Source organism: Acetobacter pasteurianus subsp. pasteurianus LMG 1262 = NBRC 106471, from assembly GCF_000285275.1.
Lineage (GTDB): Bacteria > Pseudomonadota > Alphaproteobacteria > Acetobacterales > Acetobacteraceae > Acetobacter > Acetobacter pasteurianus.
The window spans coordinates 1-19,856 of sequence record NZ_CADO01000012.1 but is presented as its reverse complement, the minus strand read 5'-3'; the positions used below and the strand labels follow the sequence as shown (position 1 = coordinate 19,856).

At 53.3% G+C, this 19,856-nt stretch carries 15 protein-coding genes, 1 tRNA gene and 1 riboswitch; of the genes, 14 read left to right on the top strand and 2 right to left on the bottom strand.

Features of this window, described 5'->3' with window-relative positions; translation table 11 throughout:
* Positions 1 to 177: 177 nt before the first annotated feature.
* The 4 genes from truB to APA10_RS03940 all read left to right on the top strand — a co-directional run bounded on the left by truB (position 178) and on the right by APA10_RS03940 (position 5,302).
* The gene (gene truB, locus APA10_RS03955) at positions 178 to 1,095 is read left to right on the top strand and encodes a tRNA pseudouridine(55) synthase TruB (RefSeq protein WP_035352292.1); all 918 of its coding nucleotides are present in this window, start codon (positions 178 to 180) and stop codon (positions 1,093 to 1,095) included.
* Positions 1,096 to 1,126: 31 nt separating this feature from the next.
* On the top strand, positions 1,127 to 1,396 hold the full coding sequence (gene rpsO, locus APA10_RS03950) for a 30S ribosomal protein S15 (protein ID WP_035365961.1): 270 nt from the start codon (positions 1,127 to 1,129) through the stop codon (positions 1,394 to 1,396).
* Between the two features lie 277 nt (positions 1,397 to 1,673).
* A complete protein-coding gene (gene pnp, locus APA10_RS03945; protein WP_003624193.1) occupies positions 1,674 to 3,824 on the top strand; it encodes a polyribonucleotide nucleotidyltransferase in 2,151 nt (716 codons plus the stop codon).
* A gap of 59 nt (positions 3,825 to 3,883) precedes the next feature.
* Positions 3,884 to 5,302, top strand: a complete 1,419-nt coding sequence (locus tag APA10_RS03940) for an NAD(P)H-dependent flavin oxidoreductase (protein ID WP_003630158.1) — start codon at positions 3,884 to 3,886, stop codon at positions 5,300 to 5,302.
* A gap of 86 nt (positions 5,303 to 5,388) precedes the next feature.
* Here the strand turns inward: APA10_RS03940 and APA10_RS03935 are convergent, their stop codons facing one another.
* Entirely contained in the window at positions 5,389 to 5,574 is a 186-nt protein-coding gene (locus tag APA10_RS03935) for a YqaE/Pmp3 family membrane protein (protein ID WP_003624197.1), read from the bottom strand.
* A 193-nt stretch (positions 5,575 to 5,767) separates the two neighbouring features.
* Here APA10_RS03935 and gyrA point away from each other — a divergent pair, with 193 nt between their 5' ends.
* The 4 genes from gyrA to APA10_RS03915 all read left to right on the top strand — a co-directional run bounded on the left by gyrA (position 5,768) and on the right by APA10_RS03915 (position 9,869).
* Positions 5,768 to 8,533, top strand: a complete 2,766-nt coding sequence (gyrA, locus tag APA10_RS03930; protein ID WP_035365963.1) for a DNA gyrase subunit A — start codon at positions 5,768 to 5,770, stop codon at positions 8,531 to 8,533.
* Complete coding sequence (gene coaD, locus APA10_RS03925) at positions 8,530 to 9,069, top strand: pantetheine-phosphate adenylyltransferase (RefSeq protein ID WP_003630161.1); 540 nt, start codon at positions 8,530 to 8,532, stop codon at positions 9,067 to 9,069. Before gyrA ends, coaD begins: the two co-directional genes overlap by 4 nt.
* Before the next feature lie 41 nt (positions 9,070 to 9,110).
* Positions 9,111 to 9,602 carry a peptidylprolyl isomerase gene (locus APA10_RS03920; protein WP_014457518.1) on the top strand — a complete coding sequence of 164 codons (492 nt, stop codon included), beginning with the start codon at positions 9,111 to 9,113 and terminating at the stop codon, positions 9,600 to 9,602.
* A gap of 191 nt (positions 9,603 to 9,793) precedes the next feature.
* Positions 9,794 to 9,869, top strand: a tRNA-Lys gene (locus APA10_RS03915).
* A gap of 53 nt (positions 9,870 to 9,922) precedes the next feature.
* Here APA10_RS03915 and APA10_RS03910 read toward each other — a convergent pair.
* Positions 9,923 to 10,840, bottom strand: a complete 918-nt coding sequence (locus APA10_RS03910; RefSeq protein WP_003630162.1) for a LysR family transcriptional regulator — start codon at positions 10,838 to 10,840, stop codon at positions 9,923 to 9,925.
* A gap of 64 nt (positions 10,841 to 10,904) precedes the next feature.
* On the opposite strand from APA10_RS03910, the gene APA10_RS03905 reads away from it, so the two are divergent.
* The 6 genes from APA10_RS03905 to gcvP all read left to right on the top strand — a co-directional run bounded on the left by APA10_RS03905 (position 10,905) and on the right by gcvP (position 19,761).
* Positions 10,905 to 13,331 (top strand): tetratricopeptide repeat protein, encoded by a 2,427-nt coding sequence (locus APA10_RS03905; RefSeq protein ID WP_174714362.1) that lies wholly within the window; start codon positions 10,905 to 10,907, stop codon positions 13,329 to 13,331.
* 154 nt (positions 13,332 to 13,485) lie between these two features.
* Positions 13,486 to 13,953 carry an adenosylmethionine decarboxylase gene (gene speD / locus APA10_RS03900; RefSeq protein WP_035365965.1) on the top strand — a complete coding sequence of 156 codons (468 nt, stop codon included), beginning with the start codon at positions 13,486 to 13,488 and terminating at the stop codon, positions 13,951 to 13,953.
* Positions 13,954 to 14,064: 111 nt separating this feature from the next.
* Positions 14,065 to 14,937: a polyamine aminopropyltransferase gene (gene speE / locus APA10_RS03895; protein ID WP_014457514.1), complete on the top strand. Its 873-nt coding sequence runs from the start codon at positions 14,065 to 14,067 to the stop codon at positions 14,935 to 14,937.
* A 52-nt stretch (positions 14,938 to 14,989) separates the two neighbouring features.
* Positions 14,990 to 15,075: riboswitch (glycine riboswitch) on the top strand.
* Between the two features lie 159 nt (positions 15,076 to 15,234).
* Positions 15,235 to 16,371, top strand: coding sequence for a glycine cleavage system aminomethyltransferase GcvT (gene gcvT, locus APA10_RS03890; protein WP_035365968.1), 1,137 nt, complete (start codon positions 15,235 to 15,237; stop codon positions 16,369 to 16,371).
* A gap of 43 nt (positions 16,372 to 16,414) precedes the next feature.
* Positions 16,415 to 16,780, top strand: a complete 366-nt coding sequence (gcvH, locus tag APA10_RS03885; protein ID WP_003624219.1) for a glycine cleavage system protein GcvH — start codon at positions 16,415 to 16,417, stop codon at positions 16,778 to 16,780.
* A 20-nt stretch (positions 16,781 to 16,800) separates the two neighbouring features.
* A complete protein-coding gene (gcvP, locus tag APA10_RS03880) occupies positions 16,801 to 19,761 on the top strand; it encodes an aminomethyl-transferring glycine dehydrogenase (RefSeq protein ID WP_174714361.1) in 2,961 nt (986 codons plus the stop codon).
* Positions 19,762 to 19,856: the final 95 nt, after the last annotated feature.

Sequence of the window (19,856 nt, the reverse complement as noted above, 5' to 3'; positions counted from 1 at the left end):
TTAACAGGCCAGCGTTGCGCCTGATGGCAGCATTGCATGGCAGGGCAGCCTTCGGCTACATGCAGCGCCAGATGGAGTGCATGCTCCATTATAAGTTTGTACTAAACGCAAAAACCTTCTGGCTGAGCCGTTTGTGGCTGCTGCATGGTATTTGATGAATCGCATACGGGAGTTTTCATGCGACGCAGACGTGGGCGGCCCCTTAACGGCTGGCTTATAGTAGACAAGCCTTCCGGCATGACATCAACCCAAGTGGTGGGGCGCGCCAAGCGGCTGTTTGATGCACAAAAGGTAGGGCATGGCGGCACATTGGACCCGTTGGCGACGGGGCTGCTGCCTTTGGCTTTTGGGGCCGCCACCAAAACCGTGCCTTATGTTATGGACGGCACCAAGGTGTACCGTTTCACCCTTAAAATGGGTGAGGCACGTGATAGCGATGATGCCGATGGTAATGTTATTGGTACATCTGATGTGCGTCCTTCTGATGAAGAACTACGGGCAGCCCTGCCGGCGCTTACAGGCGATATCATGCAGGTGCCTCCCGTTTTTTCTGCCCTGAAAGTGGGTGGGGAGCGTTCCTACGATATGGCGCGGGAAGGCCGCCCGCCAGAATTGCCGCCACGGCCCGCGCGGGTGGATCGGTTTGAGCTGATTGAACGGCCAGATCGGGATACCGCAGTGTTTGAGGTCGAATCCGGTAAGGGTGTTTACATGCGTGCGCTGGCGCGTGATGTGGCTTTGGCATGCGGGACTGTGGGGCATATTACCGTGCTACGCCGCCTGCGCGTGGGGCCTTTTACAGAAGCCGATGCGATTGTGCTGGACAAAATCACCCCAAACGACGACAACGCCCATGCTTCACCGGAACTTCTGCGTCCGGTCTCGACCGCGCTGGCCGACATCCCGGCGCTGGCCTTGACACAGGATGAAGCAGTTCTGCTACGGCACGGGCAAGCTCTCGGCCTTGTTGATCTGATGGGGCGTATCCCACAGACCGCCGAGGAGGGGGGCGTTGTGCGTGTTATGGACGGTGAGCACGTGCTGGGTATTGGCCGTCTGGAAGATGGATGGTTGAAGCCGGTACGGATTCTCTAAAACCTGATATGTTTTTTGATGGAGACATGTGATGTCGATTACTGCTGAACGTCGCACGCAAGTTATTGCTGAATACCAGACTGCACCGGGTGATACGGGCTCCCCGGAAGTGCAGGTGGCGATCCTGACCGAACGGATTAACAACCTGACCGAACATCTGAAGGCCCACGCGAAGGACTTCCATTCTCGCCGTGGTCTGCTGATTCTCGTTGGTCGTCGCCGCAGCATGCTGGATTACCTGAAGGGCAAGAGCCAGACGCGTTATGAAACGCTGATTGGCCGCCTGGGCCTGCGCCGCTAAAAACGGCTTAACGGGCGGGAAGAGGTGTTGTGCATACATGATCTCTCTTCCCGTTCGGGATTTTCGCTAGCACTTGTTTGCTGGCGTCACCATATTGGATACAGCCACAGGTTTTACATCAGGGCGTTTCGTGCCCGGTAAGCCACGGCGTTTCCGACCACATGGCGCCTGGGAGGTTTGTTCCGCCAGTCACCATGCCGTCCGAGGCGCTGTCCGCCCAGCCGGTCTGTCCTGTTGTTCTGTGGCTCTGAAGTGAAATAAAACAGAGGCTTACAGAATGTTTAACTACTTCCGTAAAGAGATTGAATGGGGCGGTCGCCCGCTGATTCTGGAAACCGGTAAGGTTGCCCGTCAGGCTGATGGCGCTGTTATGGTTACCTACGGTGAAACCGTTGTGCTGTGCACCGCCGTTGGTGCAAAAGACGTAAAGCCGGGTCAGGATTTCTTCCCGCTGACGGTTAACTATCAGGAAAAAGCTTACGCTGCTGGTAAGATTCCAGGTGGTTTCTTCAAGCGCGAAGGTCGTCCTTCTGAAAATGAAACCCTGGTTTCCCGTCTGATTGACCGTCCGCTGCGTCCGCTGTTCCCCGAAGGGTTCCGCAACGAAGTGCAGGTGATTGCCACCGTGCTGACGCACGATATGGAAAATGATCCTTCCATTCCTGCGCTGATTGGTTGCTCCGCAGCTCTTACCCTGTCTGGCATTCCGTTCTTTGGCCCCGTTGGCGCTGCTCGCGTTGGCTTTAAGGATGGCGCATTCATCCTGAACCCCACACAGGAACAGATCAAAGAATCAGATCTGGAACTGGTTGTGGCTGGCACGGCGGAAGGCGTGCTGATGGTGGAATCCGAAGCTTCTGAACTGTCTGAAGAAGTGATGCTGGATGCCGTAACATTCGGCCATACAGCGTTCCAGCCGGTTTTGGATGCCATTATCTCTCTGGCAGAACATGCAGCCAAGGAACCTTGGGCACTGGCAGAGCCGACCAAGGAAGAAATTCAGCTGCGCAAGCAGGTGGAAAAAGCTGGCCGCAAGCTGATTGCCGATGCCTATAAGGAAAAGCAGAAGCAGGTTCGCTACGAAAAGCTGAAAGCTGCGCGTGAAGCGATTATTGAAAAGCTGACGGCTGATGAACTGGACGTTGCAGCCGCCAAGCCGATGATTAAGGATCTGGAAGCTGACGTGGTGCGGTCTTCCGTTCTGAAAACCGGCAAGCGTATCGATGGCCGTGATTTGGTAACCGTTCGCCCGATCGTGCCGGAAGTGGGCATTCTGCCGCGCGTGCATGGTTCTTCTCTGTTCACCCGTGGTGAAACACAGGCGCTGGTTGTAACCACGCTGGGCACTGGGCAGGACGAACAGGTTATTGATGCGCTGGAAGGTGAATACCGCACCAACTTCATGCTGCATTATAACTTCCCACCCTTCTCTGTGGGTGAATGTGGGCGTATCGGTTCTCCGGGCCGTCGTGAAATCGGGCATGGCAAGCTGGCATGGCGCGCTATTCACCCGCTGATGCCTTCCCGTAAGGAATTCCCGTACACAGTGCGCGTGGTTTCCGAAATTACGGAAAGCAACGGGTCTTCCTCCATGGCAACCGTGTGCGGTGGGTCTCTGGCTCTGATGGATGCTGGCGTGCCGTTGAAGCGTCCGGTGGCTGGTATCGCCATGGGCCTGATCAAGGAAGGCGATGATTTCGCTGTTCTGTCCGATATCCTTGGCGATGAAGATCACCTTGGGGATATGGATTTCAAGGTGGCCGGCACCGAGCAGGGTGTAACCGCTCTGCAGATGGATATTAAGATTACCTCCATCACGCCGGAAATCATGAAGATTGCTCTGGGTCAGGCACGTGATGGCCGGATGCACATTCTGGGTGAAATGAGCAAGGCGCTGACAGAAACACGCACCAACGTGTCTTCCACAGCACCGAAGATCACCACCATGAAGGTGCCCCGGGAAAAGATTCGTGATGTGATCGGTTCTGGCGGTAAAGTGATCCGCGAAATCGTGGAATATTCTGGCGCCAAGGTTGATATTGGGGATGACGGCACAATCACCATTGCCGCAGCTTCTGATGATCAGGCACAGAAGGCCATTGATCGGATCAACGGCATTGTAGCGGAACCGGAACTGGGCCGCATTTACGATGGTAAGGTTGTTAAAACCGCCGACTTTGGCGCGTTTGTAAACTTCCTTGGTGCGCGTGATGGCTTGGTGCACATTTCCGAACTGGCGCAGGGTCGCGTTGGTAAAACCACAGACGTGGTGAAGGAAGGCGATACCGTGAAAGTTAAGGTCATCGGCTTTGATGATCGCGGTAAGGTTAAGCTGTCCATGCGTGTTGTTGATCAGAACACGGGTGCGGATATCACGGAAACTGTGGGTGAAAAGCCCTCACGTGGCCCCCGTCGGGATGCTGAATAAGCATCCCTTTTCGGGTCACTTTCAACCATACGGATAGTTGCAGGAACGATAGGACGGTCATGAAGGCGATCAATACGGTTCGCATGGGGGGTGTGGATATCCTACCGCTGGTAGAAGGCGGTAAGGGGGTTTCTGTCTCCACAGGCGTATCGGCCGGGGCGTGGGCTGCAGCAGGTGGCGCAGGCACGGTTTCTATCGTCAATGCAGATAGTTATGATGAAAACGGGCAGCCAGTTCCCCAGATCTATCACGGTCGTACGCGCCGTGAGCGGCATGAGGAACTGGTAGATTACGCCATTCGTGGCGGTATTACCCAAGCGCGTGTGGCGCATGAAATGTCCGGCGGAAAAGGCCGGATTCATGCCAATATTCTGTGGGAAATGGGATCAGCCGAACGGGTGATTACCGGCGTACTAGAAGGCGCACCGGGCCTTATCCACGGTCTCACATGCGGCGCAGGTATGCCGTATCGGCTGTCTGAAATTGCAACACGGTTTGGGGTGCATTATTATCCCATCGTGTCATCTGCACGTGCTTTCAATGCATTGTGGAAGCGGGCTTATCATAAATCTGCCGATCTGCTGGGTGGCGTGGTTTATGAAGATCCTTGGCGTGCAGGGGGGCATAATGGCCTTTCCAATACGGAAAATCCATTAAAGCCGGAAGATCCTTACCCGCGTGTGGCGGCCTTGCGTAAACTTATGCGTGGGTTTGGGTTGGATAATACGCCCATTATCATGGCGGGTGGCGTATGGTGGCTGGAAGAATGGGAAGACTGGATTGATAATCCTGAGCTTGGCCCCATTGTGTTCCAGTTTGGCACACGCCCACTGCTGACGAAGGAAAGCCCTATTCCGGAGGCATGGAAGCAGCGTTTGCTAACCCTGAAAAAGGGTGATGTATACCTGAACCGCTTCTCTCCCACGGGTTTTTACTCTTCTGCGGTCAACAACAGTTTCTTGCAGGAACTGCGTGAGCGTTCGGAACGGCAGGTTCCTTTTGCTATGGCGGCAGAAGAAGATCTGGTCGTGCCCTACGGCATTGGTGCACGTAAGCGCGAAGTGTTTGTAAAGGCAGAGGATCTGCCGCGTATTCAGCAGTGGGAACAGCAGGGCTTTACGGAAGCTCTTCGTACCCAAGATTCCACTCTGATTTTTGTGACGCCAGACAGAGCGCGTGAAATTCTGGCAGATCAGGCCGATTGTATGGGCTGTCTGTCTGAGTGCCAGTTCTCTAACTGGAGCCAGCGTGGCCCCAATTATTCCACGGGCCATAAGGCAGACCCACGTTCTTTCTGTATTCAGAAAACACTTCAGGCTGTGGCGCATGCCAGCGGGCCGGATGCGGCTCAGGTGCTGGATCATAACCTGATGTTCGGTGGCACAAACGCATGGCGCTTTGCGACCGATCCTTTCTATGCCAACGGGTTTGTGCCAACGGTGCAGCAGTTGGTGGATCGGATTATGACCGGGCGCTAAATCCGGCAGGATGTAAATAATTTCCAGAAAAAAGGCGGCTTCCATTGGGAGCCGCCTTTTTGCATTAAGCTATAATTATTGGGTTTTTATCGGCCCATCCGGGAAAGTTTTTTATCTGTTTCATACTGGTTGAGCGCATAAACGGACCAGATGGCTGCCGGAATCCAGCCAATAACAGTTATCTGCAATATCAGGCAGATAATGCCCGAAAATGGGCGGCCAATCGTAAAAAACTGAAACCACGGAAACAGTAATGCCAAAAGCAGGCGCATGGTTGGAACTCCTTATAGTGTGCCTCATGATGGGCACAGCCTTTTGCCCGAAGCAAGTCTGCTATTTCAGCCGCTAGGTGGTGCGGGTTTTGTGTGCTAGAAAATATCTGCAAGTGCCGGGTAACCGGTGCAGAAGTGGATTTGGCACATGCTCCATAATCTGGAGCGTGCAGCATGACAGAGCGGATAAACCTTGACCGAGATTTCTGACCAGCCGGGTGTACCGGAACCCTCAGACCTTCTGCCCGTAACCATTGAGGAGGAGATGCGCTCCTCCTACCTCGCGTATGCGATGTCGGTTATTGTCAGCCGTGCGCTGCCGGATGTGCGAGATGGTCTTAAGCCTGTTCATCGTCGCATCCTGTATGCCATGCATGAAAGTGGTTTTACCTACGATAAACCTTACCGCAAATCTGCCCGTGCAGTGGGTGAGGTGATGGGTAAATACCACCCGCATGGTGACTCCTCCATTTACGATGCCATGGTGCGTATGGCTCAGTCCTGGTCCATGCGGGTCAAGCTGATTGACGGGCAGGGTAACTTTGGCTCGGTGGATGGTGATAGCCCCGCCGCCATGCGTTATACCGAAGCTCGGTTAGCCAAGGCTTCCACATTTCTGCTGAATGATATTGACCGCGATACGGTCGATTTTCAGCCGAACTATGATGAAAGTGAGGAAGAGCCAACCGTTCTTCCGGCCACTTTCCCGAATCTGCTGATCAATGGTGCCACGGGTATTGCGGTGGGTATGGCCACCAACATTCCCACGCATAATCCATCAGAAGTTATTGATGCCACGTTGGCACTGATTGCCAATCCTGATCTCTCACTTGATGATCTGATGGAATATGTGCCGGGGCCGGATTTCCCTACAGGCGGCATTATCCTTGGGCGGTCTGGCATTCGCAGTGCTTTTGCCACAGGGCGCGGGGCCGTTATTATTCGTGCCAAGGCAGATATTGAAGAAATTCGCAAAGACCGTAAGGCCATTATCGTTACGGAAATTCCGTATCAGGTTAACAAGGCCACTTTGCAGGAACGTATTGCCGATCTGGTGCGCAACAAGCAGATCGAAGGCATTGCAGATATCCGCGATGAATCTGATCGCTCCGGTATGCGGGTGGTTATCGAAATCAAGCGTGATGCCACACCAGAAGTGGTGTTGAACCAGCTTTATCGCTTTACCCAGCTTCAGACATCCTTTGGCGTGAATATGCTGGCGCTGGATGGTGGCAAGCCCCGCCTGATGGGGCTGAAAGATGTGCTGGAAGCCTTTATTGCGTTCCGTGAGGAAGTGATTCTGCGCCGTTCGCGGTTTGAGCTGAACAAGGCGCGTGATCGCGGGCACATTCTGGTTGGGCTGGTTATTGCCGTTGCCAACATTGATGCGGTCATTGCGCTTATTCGTGGCGCGCCAGATGCGGCTGCTGCGCGTGAAGCTCTGATGGCTGCTCAGTGGAATGCCGCAGATGTAGAGCCCTTGCTGGCCCTGATTCATGATGACGGTAACGTGGTTGTGGACGGCAAAGTGCGTCTGACAGAAGCACAGGCACGCGGCATTCTGGAACTGCGCCTGCAACGTCTGACTGGGCTGGAACGCGATAAGATCCAGCAGGAACTCTCGGAAGTTGCCCAGCGCATTAATGAGCTTCTGGAAATTATCGGCAGCCATGTCCGCCGTATGGAAGTGCTGCGTGATGAACTTTCTGTAGCACGGGCAGAAATTGCCACCCCACGCATGACCGAAATTGCGGATTATGCAGGGGATCAGGATGATGAAAGCCTGATTGAACCTGGCCAGATGGTTGTAACCATTACGCGGGAAGGGTTTATTAAACGCACGCCTCTGGATGTGTTCCGTGCGCAAAACCGTGGTGGCCGTGGCCGCACAGGTGCTAGCACCCGTGGCGACGATATTGTTGTGCGGTCCTTTAACGCCCACACCCATCAGTGGGTCATGTTCTTCTCTTCTGGCGGTAAAGTGTATCGTCAAAAGGTCTGGCGTTTGCCAGAAGCCGGGCCAGCCGCCAAAGGCCGCGCCTTGGTGAACCTGTTGCCCGATCTGGGGTCCGATAGCATTACGGCCGTGCTGCCGCTGCCGCAGGATGAGGAACTGTGGGAAGCCCTGCATCTGGTGTTCGCAACAGCCAGTGGCAATGTGCGGCGTAACCGTTTGAGTGATTTCCGCAATATCCGCTCGTCCGGCATGATCGCCATGAAATTGGATGAAGGGGATAGCCTGATAGGCGTTGCCACCTGTCGTGAAGGGCAGGATGTGTTCCTTGCCACACGTGGGGCACGGTGTATCCGCTTCCAGATTACCGATGACACATTGCGTGTGTTTGCTGGTCGTGGGTCTTCTGGTGTGCGGGGTATCCGCCTTGCAGAAGGTGACCGCGTAATCAGCCTTGCTGTGTTGAACCATGTTGAAGCAACAGTAGAAGAACGCTCGGCTTACCTGCGGATGGCGAATGCCAAGCGACGGGCTGAAAACGCAGCAGAAGCGGTTGAGGAAGATGCAGATACCGTGCAGGCCGATTCGGATGAAGAAGAAGGCAGCAATACAGATGCACTGCTTTCTCCAGAACGCTTTGCACAGCTCGAAGAAGCTGAAGAAATTCTGCTGATTGTCAGTGATGGTGGGTTTGGGCGTCGCTCTTCCGCGTATGATTACCGTGTAAGCGGGCGTGGCGGGCAAGGCATTACCAACATGACGTTCTCAGCCAACAAGCGCGGGAAAGAAGTGGCTGCCACCTTGCCTGTTCTAGAAGGCACAGATGTAATGCTGGTCACGGATGCGGGGCGCCTTATCCGTGTGCCGGTTGATCAGGTGCGGGTCATGGCGCGTCAGGCCAGCGGTGTAACGTTGTTCCGCCTGAATGATGATGAACGCGTTACCAGCGTCTTCCCCGTTATGGATGATGGAGAAGATGAAGCAGGAGAGGCTGAGGGGGAATGAACACCCCCGTAGGTTTCGTGCCAAAGCGGGTAGGCTTTTACGCGGGCACGTTTGATCCGGTAACGGTTGGCCATCTGGATGTGATTGAACGTGCATCCCGTTTGGTGGACCGGCTGGTGATAGGTGTGGCCCACAACCCCGGCAAAAATCCGCTTATGCCATTGGATGAGCGGATTGCCTGTGTGGAAGAAGCCTTACCCGCCATTCGCCACAACACGGGTGGGGATATTGTGGTGGTGCCATTTAATTCCCTGCTGGTGAAGGCTGTGCGAGAACACGGTGCAACGCTTATTTTCCGCGGTCTTCGGGTGCTTTCGGATTTTGATTACGAAATCCAGATGAGCGGCGTAAACCGCAAACTGGATGCCGGAATTGAAAGCGTGTTCCTTATGGCTTCGGAACATACCCAATTTATTTCTTCCCGTCTGGTGAAAGAAATTGCCAGTTACGGCGGAGATATTTCGGAATTTGTAACACCAGGCACGCAGGCGCGTTTGTTGGCACGTCTGGCTGACAGGAAAAACGTTTCTGCCTGAAGTGGCAAGTATAGGTGTTACAAACACAAGGAGAGTTTCTGATGTCTTCAGAAGATAAAAACGATATCATTCATATGGATATCCCGCACGGTCGCGTCATTATTAAACTGCGCCCGGATCTGGCCCCCAAGGCTGCGGAACGTATTCGCACGCTGGCGGCAGAAGGTTTTTACGATAACGTACCTTTCCACCGTGTTATTCCCGGTTTTATGGCGCAGGGTGGGGACCCAACGGGTACGGGTATGCATGGCAGCAAACTGCCGGATCTGCCCGCAGAATTCACCAACAAAGCCAAGTTTGAACGTGGCACCATCGGCATGGCTCGGACGTCTGATCCGAACAGCGCCAACAGCCAGTTCTTCATCATGTTTGAACCTTCTCCGCACCTTGATGGTCAGTACACCATTGTGGGTGAAGTGATTGAAGGCATGGAAAACGTAGATAAAATCAAACATGGCTCTGGCATGTCCGGCATGGTGAAGGATCCGGATCGGATTTCTCGCATGCGTCCGGCAGTTGGCGAAAAATCCTGATTTTTCCTAATATCTGCAAAAAAGCGTCACTCCTGTTGGGGTGGCGCTTTTTTTTTATGTCTGAAACCCATCAAACCATCTGATTTTACAGGAATGGCACAAAATTCTTTCTACTGCTTGACAGGGGTAAGGTAATCCGTTTAGGAACACCTCCATCGCGCAGACATCACGTTTTGCACGGTTAAAGGTGTGAGCCGGTAGCTCAGTTGGTAGAGCATTCGACTTTTAATCGAATGGTCGAGGGTTCGAGTCCCTCCCGGCTCACCATTTTAAAATCTTCCAAAATATAAAAGATAGTTTCAGCCCATATACCTGTTGGGCTATGCCGTTTTTTCCCATGGGGGAATCGGGCCGTAACATTCAGCAAGATAGTCAATCATGGCCCTCACTTTTAACGGAATGCTTGTGCCGGGCGCATAAACGGCGTGTAAGTCTGGCCCCGGTGTAGTGGGGTAATCCAACGATAAAGCAATCAGTTGGCCGCGTTGCAGTTCCTGGCTCACAACAAAAAGTGGCAAATAAGCAATTCCAGCGCCAGCTACTGAGGCCTCCCGCAAGGCATCTCCATTATTGGCGGAGAGCAGGCCGGAAACAGAAACAGTTTTTTCTCCGTTGTCTCCAAAATGCCAGCGCGATGCACTGTTGTTCCCGCTCAGGGTGTATCCAAGGCAGTTGTGATGTTGCAATTCATCTACCTGCGTGGGTGTGCCAGCTTTTGCCAAATAAGACGGAGAGGCACAGATAACCATACGCACAGCAGCCAATTTACGGGCACGCAGCGTGCTTATCGTAAGGTTGCGGATACGCAGTGTAAGATCCCAACCTTCCTCAACCAGATCTACAGGACGGTCATTCAAGCCAAGCTCTATCTGAACCTGCGGATACCGTCGGCTGAATTCCGGCAGATAAGGTGCAACATACCTTATGGCGAAGGAAACAGGGGCATTCAGGCGTAATTGCCCGCGTGGTTCACGGTACTGTTCGCTTACGGTTTGTTCCATGTTTTCCACATCAGCCAGAATTTTCTGACAGCTTTCCAAAAACAGGCGTCCTGCTTCGGTTAAGGAAAGATGCCGCGTGCTGCGATGAAAAAGAGAAACGCCTAACCGTGTTTCCAGTGCCGTAACATGTTTGGTCACCATTGTTGGGGACAGCGCCATAAGACGCGCGGCCCCAGTAAAGCTGCCTGCGGCTATAACTTTAACAAAAATCTGCATACTGGTGATGCGATCCAGCATTTATAACGCCCCAGCATGATGGAAACGGTTGGTTTTTTCTAGCATAGGCTGTGGCTCCTTTGTCATGCAGGCCGTATGCTGCCAAAAGCAGCATTGCGGCATGTTTGAGGTTGGAGGAGATGTGGCAACAGGTAAATCTGTAATGGGCAAATATATGTGCGGAATGCTTTCTGCCTGTTTATTGCTGCCCATGTTGCCGGCTGTGGCGGGTGAAGATGGCCTGCATGCTCTTCCCGTTCCTGCAGTGCAGGAAGAATCTCTGGATGGCCAGCAAAGAGCATCTCTTTTTCTGCCTATAGGGGCGGAGGTTGCTCTTGCTGCTTTTTGGTCCGGGCCTGACCTATTGATAGTAGCGGATCGTCCTGTGGCTTCATTCGTTCATAATTTGATAGGGCAGGGCGTATTTGCAGATACGGATGTTACGGTTTTAGAAAATGCAACTATTCTGCGTATTCATGCGCCGTCTCATCCACATATTATGCTGCGCAAAAAGCTGGATGGTTGGTTGCTGGAGCAGCTTCCACAAGGCGATGCGACGAGCGTAAAGTCTGCACCGCCTGCTGTTATGCTGCCAGAAGCCGTTCTGTTCCCTCAAAAACAGTCTGGGCACGTTATTTCATTTCCAGATCCAGCTACCGGCGTGCGTTTGCTGATTGCACCATCTATTATGGAAACCGGGTCTCGTTCTCCCTATCGTGGCATAGGGTATGGCGTGCGTGGATCTGCCCAAGGTGTTGTGGTGGCGGCAGATTCATCACAGATCAAACTGGATGTTACTGTAGATAAAGGCGTCTTTCTTTCCGCATTAGGGCTTGATGCTTTGCCAGTAGGGCAGGGAGCACCAGAAACCGCACCACTGGAAGGTGGGCAGGATTGGTTCTGGTTAGGGTTACATTCTGCACCAGCCGCTGTTTTGCAAAAGGACTGGCTTGCAGCAAAGGCAGACGCTGAGAAGGCCACCCCTTCTTTGCGGTGGCCTGCGCAGGTTGCTGCTGCACGCGCTGCTTTTGCCGCCGGACACCCAGAAGATGCATGGCATCTTGTCAAGACTATGCCCCAGCGTTCTGAACCGGGCGGCCCACCAGCGGGAGTGCTTTTTCTGCGGGCTTGTGCAGCGTTGTTAAGCCACGATGTAAATACCGCAGCGCCCGTTCTGGCTCAGATGGAAGGGGCTGCTCCAGAACTGGAGATATGGCATGCGCTGTATTTGATGTTGAGTGGTGCAAACAGCAAAGATGCATCTGTTCTGCTTGCACGCCATTACGAACAGATCCTCCACTACCCACAACCAACGCGCGATCTGCTTCTTCCGCAGGTTATAAATTATATTGCACGTTATGGCACGGATGAGGCAGCACTCATTCTGGAACCTCTGCCCACTGATGGCGTTTATGATCTGGCGCGTGCGCATATGCAGGAACGTGAAGGAAATGCAGAGCCAGCACGGATTACTCTGGAAAATCTGACAGCTGCGGCAGACCCGGAAAAAGCCGCCTATGCGCGTGCAGATCTGGTGGCCTTTCTGTTGCGGCATGATCAGATTGATGCAGGCATGGCTGCAGAGAGCTTTCAAAACCTTCTTGATGGAAAAGAAGGCGTTGGAAAGGCTATGCCTTCCGTGCGCGCATATACCAATTTCTTACTGTCTTCAGCACTTGTGCAATCTGGGCAGGTAAAACAGGCTTTAACAGTGCTGGATGGGCTTTCTGCCTCAGCAGAAATTCCGCAAGACAGGCTGGAGGTTTTGCGACGTCAGGCCTTGTATGTGCTTGCGTTTAATACTTTGCCATCTGGCAAAGCTGTGAGCGGCAAGGATGGGGCATTATCCGCAGAGCAACGGGTGCATATTTTACAAATCCAACTGCCTTTGCTGGAAGATAATACATCCAAGGCAAAACTGTTGAGAGGCTATGGAGCACTTTTGTTGCAGATAGGGCAGGCCGATGCTGCAGTTATGGCGTTTAAACAGGCGGTTGTACTCACGGCTGACCCGGTAGCGCGGGCGGAAATACAGGAGCAAATTGTTCAGGCGGCTTTCAGGGCAGGCAACGTGAATGCCGCCATGGAGGCATTGGAGCAAAGCACTGTGCCCGGTTTGCCAGAGGATATGGCAGCGCGTCGCCATTACGATGAAGCGCATCTTGCATTGACCAAAGGGGATAGAGCAGGCGCATTGGCCCTATTGTCTGATGATGAATCCGACACGGGTTTGGAACTGCGCGGGCAATTATATGAGCAAGGCAAGCAATGGGCAGATGCCGTGCAGGTGGTAGGGCGTTTGGCTAGTCATGCCCTGCCAGAAACAGGGGCTTTAACACCGCAGCAGCAAGACCTTGCCATGCAGCTTGCCACCGATTCTGCCGCAGCACATGATGCAGATACTTTGCTGCGCCTTAAGGCTTGGTTGGCGGGGCGAACGCTGGGAAAAGAGCAGGATCGCCAGTTTGACGTGCTTGTGAAACAAACTGTGCATTCTTCTGCAGAGCGTTGATTATTCTGTATTTTGGGGTGGCGTGTTTCTGAAAAATTTATGAAACACGTAAATAATGCTTGCAACGTAAGCGCAGGGGTCCTACCAAGCGCGCTCTTGGCCCAAGGGGGCAATTTTTGCCCAACAGGCTGTCTACTGGTTTGGGGGTACGTCAATGAACGCACTTGCTCAACTGGGGATGGTCTCGGAACACCCGAGCAATAACCAGGCATTTTCTGTTCCGGTCTCGTCTGCTGACGAAGAGCGTAAAGATTACTTCGTCGAAAAGAATGGCGAGAAGTTTGCAGGTACTCACCTGCTTGTCGATATGTGGGGCGCCACAAATCTGGATGATCCAGAAAAAATCGACGCAACACTGTGCGAAGCAGCGAGAGCTGCCGGGGCCACAATCCTGCACAGTCATTTCCATCATTTTTCACCCAATGGAGGTGTTTCTGGCGTGGTGGTGCTGGCTGAAAGCCATATTTCCATTCACACATGGCCAGAACGCGACTTTGCTGCGGTGGACATCTTTATGTGTGGTGCGTGTGATCCGCACCTGTCCATCCCTGTTATGCAGCGTCTTTTTCAGGCTAAGCGGCTTGAAGTGGATGAAGAACGCCGTGGCCGCGTAATTGCCTAAAGGCTGTTTTTCTTAAAGTTGTAAAACTCTGTTTGACGGTCGTGCTGATACAGTTCTGAAAAAGGGCAGTGTCAGCACGGCCCATCTGCGTATGTGGAAGATAAAGCTGGTATGGCAGAAACATGGATTGAAGAAACCCTGTACGATAACTGGGGGCAGCGGTTCCGTGTGGTAAAGGAACTGGCGCGCACGCGTAGCCCGTTTCAGGATATTGTTGTTTTTGAAAGTGACTCCCACGGTCGTGTGCTCATGCTGGATGGCGTGGTGCAGATTACCGAGAAGGATGAATTTGTTTATCAGGAAATGCTCACGCATGTTCCGCTGTTTACACATGCCAACCCGAAAAATGTGCTGATTATTGGCGCAGGGGATGGTGGTGTTCTGCGCCGCGTTCTGGAACATCCCGGTATCGAAAAAGCCGTGATGGTGGAAATTGATGGTGCTGTAATAGAACTTTCAAAACAGCATCTTCCTTCCATTGCCGGCGATGCATGGAATAACCCACGCGCGGAAGTGATTGTGGGGGATGGGATAGATTACGTTGCGCGCGCGGCGGATGCCTCGTTTGACGTGATTATTGTTGATAGCACAGACCCGATAGGGGTGGGCGAAGTGCTGTTTACAGATTCCTTTTACGAACATTGCGCACGTATCCTGACCGCTGAAGGGCTGATTGTGAACCAGTGTGGCGTGCCCTTTATGCAGGCGGATGAACTGCATGAAACCAGCGTGCGACGTGCCAAGTTCTTTCCGCATGTGTCTGCCTATGTGGCCGCTGTGCCAACCTATGTAGGTGGGTTCATGACACTAGGGATCGCCAGTAAGGGCAGCAACCTGCAAGCGCAGGATGTGGAACAGGTGCGAGCCCGTGCGCAGGAAGCTGGTATTTTGGGGAAAACCCAGTACTGGACGCCTGAAATTCACGTAGGGTCTTTTAATCTGCCACCGTATATTGCCAAGCATCTGCCCAAGGTTGCTGGCTAATTATCGCGCCAGGAACCGTGATTGACTTGAAAGCGAAATGATGTCACGGTTCCTGAACGCAGAGGGAGAGACTGGCCTAGCCAGCGCCGAAGGAGCAACCGCCCCGGAAACTCTCAGGCAGAAGGACCCTGCGTTTTAAAACTTCTGGAGAGAGGTGCAATCGCACCCGCCGACGGGATAGCGATCTCAGGCAAAAGCACAGAAGGGGCAGCGGATTGTGTAATCCGGAGCCTCGTGTTGTGCTGATGTGTCTGTCAGATTGCAGTGGGTTCCGGCCTTTTTGGCAAGGCGGCGTGCATGGGCACCGATACTCTCCTTCATACTCCCCTCTATTCATTGCATGAAGAATCCGGCGGCAAGATGGTGCCGTTTGCGGGTTATGCCATGCCTTTGCAGTATGCAGATGGCATTATGGCCGAGCACCGGCATGTGCGTGAGCATGTTGGGCTGTTTGATGTCTCCCATATGGGGCAAGTGCTGCTGCGCCCGCGTTCGGGTGATGTAGATGATGCTGCTTTGGCGCTGGAAAAACTGGTGCCAGCAGATATCGCTGCCCTTAAGCATGGTCGCCAGCGTTATACCCAGTTCACCAATGCCAAAGGTGGTATTCTGGATGATCTGATGGTGGCGCGTCTGGAAGATGGCCTTCTGCTGGTGGTGAATGCCGCATGTAAGGAAGCAGATCTGGAACTTCTGCAATCTGAACTGGTGGCAGAATGTGTTGTAGAACTGCAGGAAGATCGGGCGCTGCTCGCCTTGCAGGGGCCAGAAGCCGAACAGGCTTTGGCTGTGTTTGCCGATGATGTGCGCAAGATGGTGTTCATGGATGTGCGCACTCTGGATGTGGATGGCGCCCGATGTGTGATTTCCCGTTCTGGCTATACGGGCGAAGATGGGTTTGAAATTTCTGTTTCCGCCAAGGATGCAGATCGGGTTGCCCGTAAACTGCTGGAACAGCCCAACGTAAAACTGATTGGCTTGGGTGCGCGAGACAGCCTGCGGCTTGAAGCCGGCATGTGCCTGTATGGTTCCGATATTGATACTACCACCACGCCGGTTGAAGCTGCACTTGAATGGTCTATCCAGAAGTCTCGTCGTAACGGTGGCGCACGTGCTGGTGGTTTCCCCGGTGCGGATATCATTCTTGGCCAGCTTGAAAATGGTGTAAGCCGCCGCCGCGTTGGCTTGCGGCCGGAGGGGCGTGCACCTGTGCGGCATGATGCGCCTTTATATGCCGATGCAGAATTTGCCACGCATATCGGCAAGGTCACCTCTGGCGCATTTGGCCCCACAGTGGGTGGGCCGGTAGCGATGGGCTACGTGGCGACCAATGACAGCCAGACAGGACACACCGTTTTTGCAGAATTACGTGGGCGTTCCGTGCCTTCCGTAATAAGTGCACTGCCTTTTGTGCCAGCGCATTTCAAACGCTAGGCCGTTGAGACACTGATTTAGCTTGACTGGAGAAATTGAGAAAATGACCCTGTATTTTACAAAAGAACATGAATGGCTGCGCGTTGATGGTGAAACGGCAACCGTTGGCATCACGCGCCATGCAGCTGATGAACTGGGTGAACTGGTGTTTATTGAAGCCCGCCCATCCGGCACGGAAGTGAAAGCCGGGGAATCCATCGCAGTTGTGGAATCTGTTAAGGCAGCTTCCGATATTTATGCGCCAGTTGATGGTGAAGTTTTGGAAAACAATGCTGCGCTGGCAGATGATCCGGCACGGGTAAGTTCTGACCCGGAAGGAGAAGGCTGGATTGTTAAATTCCGCGTTGCCAATCCAGATCAGCTTTCCGGTCTGATGGATGCCGCAGCATATGCAGCTTTTGTAGGCTGATTTCTGCCTGATTGGAAAAAATGGCCCGTTCCAGACGGGCCTTGTTCAGGAAAAATTTCTACATGTTCTCCCTTGCTCCCGGTTCGGATGCACGTTCCCAACACAGTCTTGAAGCTCTACCTGCTTTTGCTGCTCTAAAAGCTGAGGGCGAGGCGTTTGCTACGCGTCACATTGGCCCAACTGCAACAGATCAGGCTGAAATGCTGCGGGTTGTTGGTGCTGCCTCTTTGGATGATCTGATAGACCAGACACTTCCTGCTTCCATTCGCGCACAGAAGCCCTTGGGGCTTGGTGCGGGGTGGACGGAAACGCAGGTGCTTGCGCGTCTGCGTGAACTGGCCGGACAAAATCAGGTTATGACATCCCTGATCGGGCAAGGGTATTACGGTACGGTGCTGCCAGCTGTTATCCAGCGGAATATTCTGGAAAACCCGGCATGGTACACAGCTTACACGCCGTATCAGCCAGAAATCAGTCAGGGCCGTCTGGAAGCTCTGCTGAACTTCCAAACCATGATTACAGAGCTAACAGGGTTGGATATCGCCAACTCTTCTCTGTTGGATGAAGCCACGGCAGCGGCAGAGGCCATGGCATTGGCCCGCCGGGTGGCTACCTCCAAATCCAATGTGTTTTTTGTGGATGCAGAGTGTCTGCCGCAGACAATCGCGGTATTAAAAACCCGCGCAGAACCTATGGGCATTACGCTCCAGATTGGTCGGCCCGAAACCGATCTGGATGCCCAAAACGTATTTGGGGCTATTTTCCAGTATCCCGGCACATCTGGCCAGATTACAAACCCGCAAAAACAGATTGAAAGCCTGCATGCTGCTGGGGCTATTGCGGTTATGGCGGCAGATCCGCTGGCTTTAACGCTGCTTGCCGCCCCAGGTGAACTGGGGGCGGATATTGCCATTGGTTCTACCCAGCGCTTTGGTATTCCCATGGGGTATGGTGGGCCGCATGCCGCTTATATGGCTGTGCGAGATGCCTATAAACGCAGCATGCCGGGGCGCTTGGTCGGTGTTTCAGTCGATAGTGCTGGGCGTCCGGCGTATCGTCTTGCCCTGCAAACCCGTGAACAGCATATTCGGCGCGAAAAGGCCACGTCCAACATTTGCACCGCGCAGGTGTTGCTGGCTGTTATTGCAGGTATGTATGCTGTCTATCATGGGCCAGAAGGTCTGAAGGCAATTGCACAGCGTATTCACGGTCTTGCTGCTACATTGGCCGCTGGTTTGCGGGCGCTGGGTGTAACCGTTGAAACAACCGCATTTTTTGACACGTTGACGGTAAATGTAGGTGAAGGTGCTGCTGATTTACTGGAACGTGCACGTTCTGCAGGCATGAACCTGCGGGATGCAGGGAACGGACGCATTGGCATCAGTCTGGATGAAACCAGCACCCCAGAAACCGTTTACGCTGTGTGGTCTGTTTTTTGTGCCGAGCACGGACGTGTAGAAAAAATGGCACAGGCACTGGCTGCTGCTTCCATAGCATTGCCCGAGGATGTGCGCCGCCAGTCTGGTTTTATGGCACAGCCTGTGTTCCGTTCCTGCAGTTCAGAAACAGATATGCTGCGTTATCTGCGTCGCTTGTCAGACAAGGATCTGGCGTTGGACCGGACAATGATCCCGTTGGGGTCTTGCACCATGAAGCTGAATGCCACGGTGGAAATGCTGCCGATTACGTGGTCTGGCTTTTGTGACATTCATCCGTTTGCACCGGCAGATCAGGCAAAAGGCTATCAGGTTCTTTTGCAGGATCTGGAAAAGTGGCTGTGTGCCATTAGCGGTTATGATGCGGTTTCTTTCCAGCCCAATTCTGGCGCGCAGGGGGAATATGCAGGCTTGCTTGTTATTCGCGCATATCATCAGGCGCGGGGGGAAGGGCATCGGACAGTTTGCCTGATTCCAGCTTCTGCACATGGCACCAACCCGGCTTCTGCCCAGATGGCGGGCATGAAAGTTGTGGTCGTAAAGTGCGATGCAGGCGGCAATATTGATCTGGAAGACATGCGTGAGAAAATAAAAACGCATGCGAATGATCTGGCCGCAGTGATGATTACCTATCCTTCCACTCACGGTGTGTTTGAAGAAAACATGCGTGAAATCTGCGACCTGGTACATGCAACCGGCGGGCAGGTGTATGTGGATGGTGCCAACATGAATGCTCAGGTAGGGCTGGCGCGCCCGGCTGATTATGGTGGGGATGTCAGCCACTTTAACCTGCATAAAACCTTCTGCATTCCGCATGGCGGCGGTGGCCCGGGTATGGGGCCAATTGGTGTGCGGGCGCATCTGGCACCTTATCTGCCCGGAAACCCGGCAGATGTAGATGTTTCCATGGCTGTAAGTGCGGCTCCTTTCGGGTCTGCTTCTATTCTGCCGATCTCATGGGCCTATATTCGCCTGATGGGGGATGAAGGGCTTAAGCGGGCTACGCAGGTGGCTATTCTCAACGCCAATTATATTGTGAGCCGCCTGAAAGATGCTTACCCCGTGCTTTATCAGGGCGCGCATGGGCGTGTTGCGCATGAATGTATTCTGGATCTGCGTCCAATAAAGAATGCAACAGGCGTAACCGTGGATGATATGTCCAAGCGTTTGGTTGATTACGGTTTTCATGCGCCAACGGTGAGCTTTCCGGTGGCTGGTACCTTTATGATTGAGCCAACCGAATCTGAAGGAAAAGCAGAGCTGGATCGTTTTTGCGATGCCATGCTGGCCATGCGTGAAGAAGTGCGTGCTGTTGAAAATGGTGAGGTGACGGCAGAAGATGCAGTATTACGTCATGCGCCCCATACAGGCCTTGAGCTGACAGCAACGGAATGGGTGCATCCTTATACACGGCAGGAAGCATGCTTCCCCGGTAATGTGCAGCTAGCGACCAAATATTGGCCACCAGTAGGCCGAATTGACAACGTATATGGTGACAGAAACCTAGTTTGTTCTTGCCCGGACATTGCGGAATGGATGGAATGAATTAGACGTTTCTTCTTGCTATTAAAAAAGGGGAGCAGCAAATCTACGGCGTGTCGTCAGTTAAGCTCTGAGTGTGGCACGTGAGGGTTGTAGTT

Excerpts from the sequence above, each read along its gene's own strand:
- truB (WP_035352292.1), top strand. The coding sequence starts at position 178 with ATGCGACGCAGACGTGGGCGGCCCCTTAACGGCTGGCTTATAGTAGAC.
- rpsO (WP_035365961.1), top strand. The coding sequence starts at position 1,127 with ATGTCGATTACTGCTGAACGTCGCACGCAAGTTATTGCTGAATACCAG.
- pnp (WP_003624193.1), top strand. The coding sequence starts at position 1,674 with ATGTTTAACTACTTCCGTAAAGAGATTGAATGGGGCGGTCGCCCGCTG.
- APA10_RS03940 (WP_003630158.1), top strand. The coding sequence starts at position 3,884 with ATGAAGGCGATCAATACGGTTCGCATGGGGGGTGTGGATATCCTACCG.
- APA10_RS03935 (WP_003624197.1), bottom strand. The coding sequence starts at position 5,574 with ATGCGCCTGCTTTTGGCATTACTGTTTCCGTGGTTTCAGTTTTTTACG.
- coaD (WP_003630161.1), top strand. The coding sequence starts at position 8,530 with ATGAACACCCCCGTAGGTTTCGTGCCAAAGCGGGTAGGCTTTTACGCG.
- APA10_RS03920 (WP_014457518.1), top strand. The coding sequence starts at position 9,111 with ATGTCTTCAGAAGATAAAAACGATATCATTCATATGGATATCCCGCAC.
- APA10_RS03910 (WP_003630162.1), bottom strand. The coding sequence starts at position 10,840 with ATGCTGGATCGCATCACCAGTATGCAGATTTTTGTTAAAGTTATAGCC.
- APA10_RS03905 (WP_174714362.1), top strand. The coding sequence starts at position 10,905 with ATGCAGGCCGTATGCTGCCAAAAGCAGCATTGCGGCATGTTTGAGGTT.
- speD (WP_035365965.1), top strand. The coding sequence starts at position 13,486 with ATGAACGCACTTGCTCAACTGGGGATGGTCTCGGAACACCCGAGCAAT.
- speE (WP_014457514.1), top strand. The coding sequence starts at position 14,065 with ATGGCAGAAACATGGATTGAAGAAACCCTGTACGATAACTGGGGGCAG.
- gcvT (WP_035365968.1), top strand. The coding sequence starts at position 15,235 with ATGGGCACCGATACTCTCCTTCATACTCCCCTCTATTCATTGCATGAA.
- gcvH (WP_003624219.1), top strand. The coding sequence starts at position 16,415 with ATGACCCTGTATTTTACAAAAGAACATGAATGGCTGCGCGTTGATGGT.
- gcvP (WP_174714361.1), top strand. The coding sequence starts at position 16,801 with ATGGCCCGTTCCAGACGGGCCTTGTTCAGGAAAAATTTCTACATGTTC.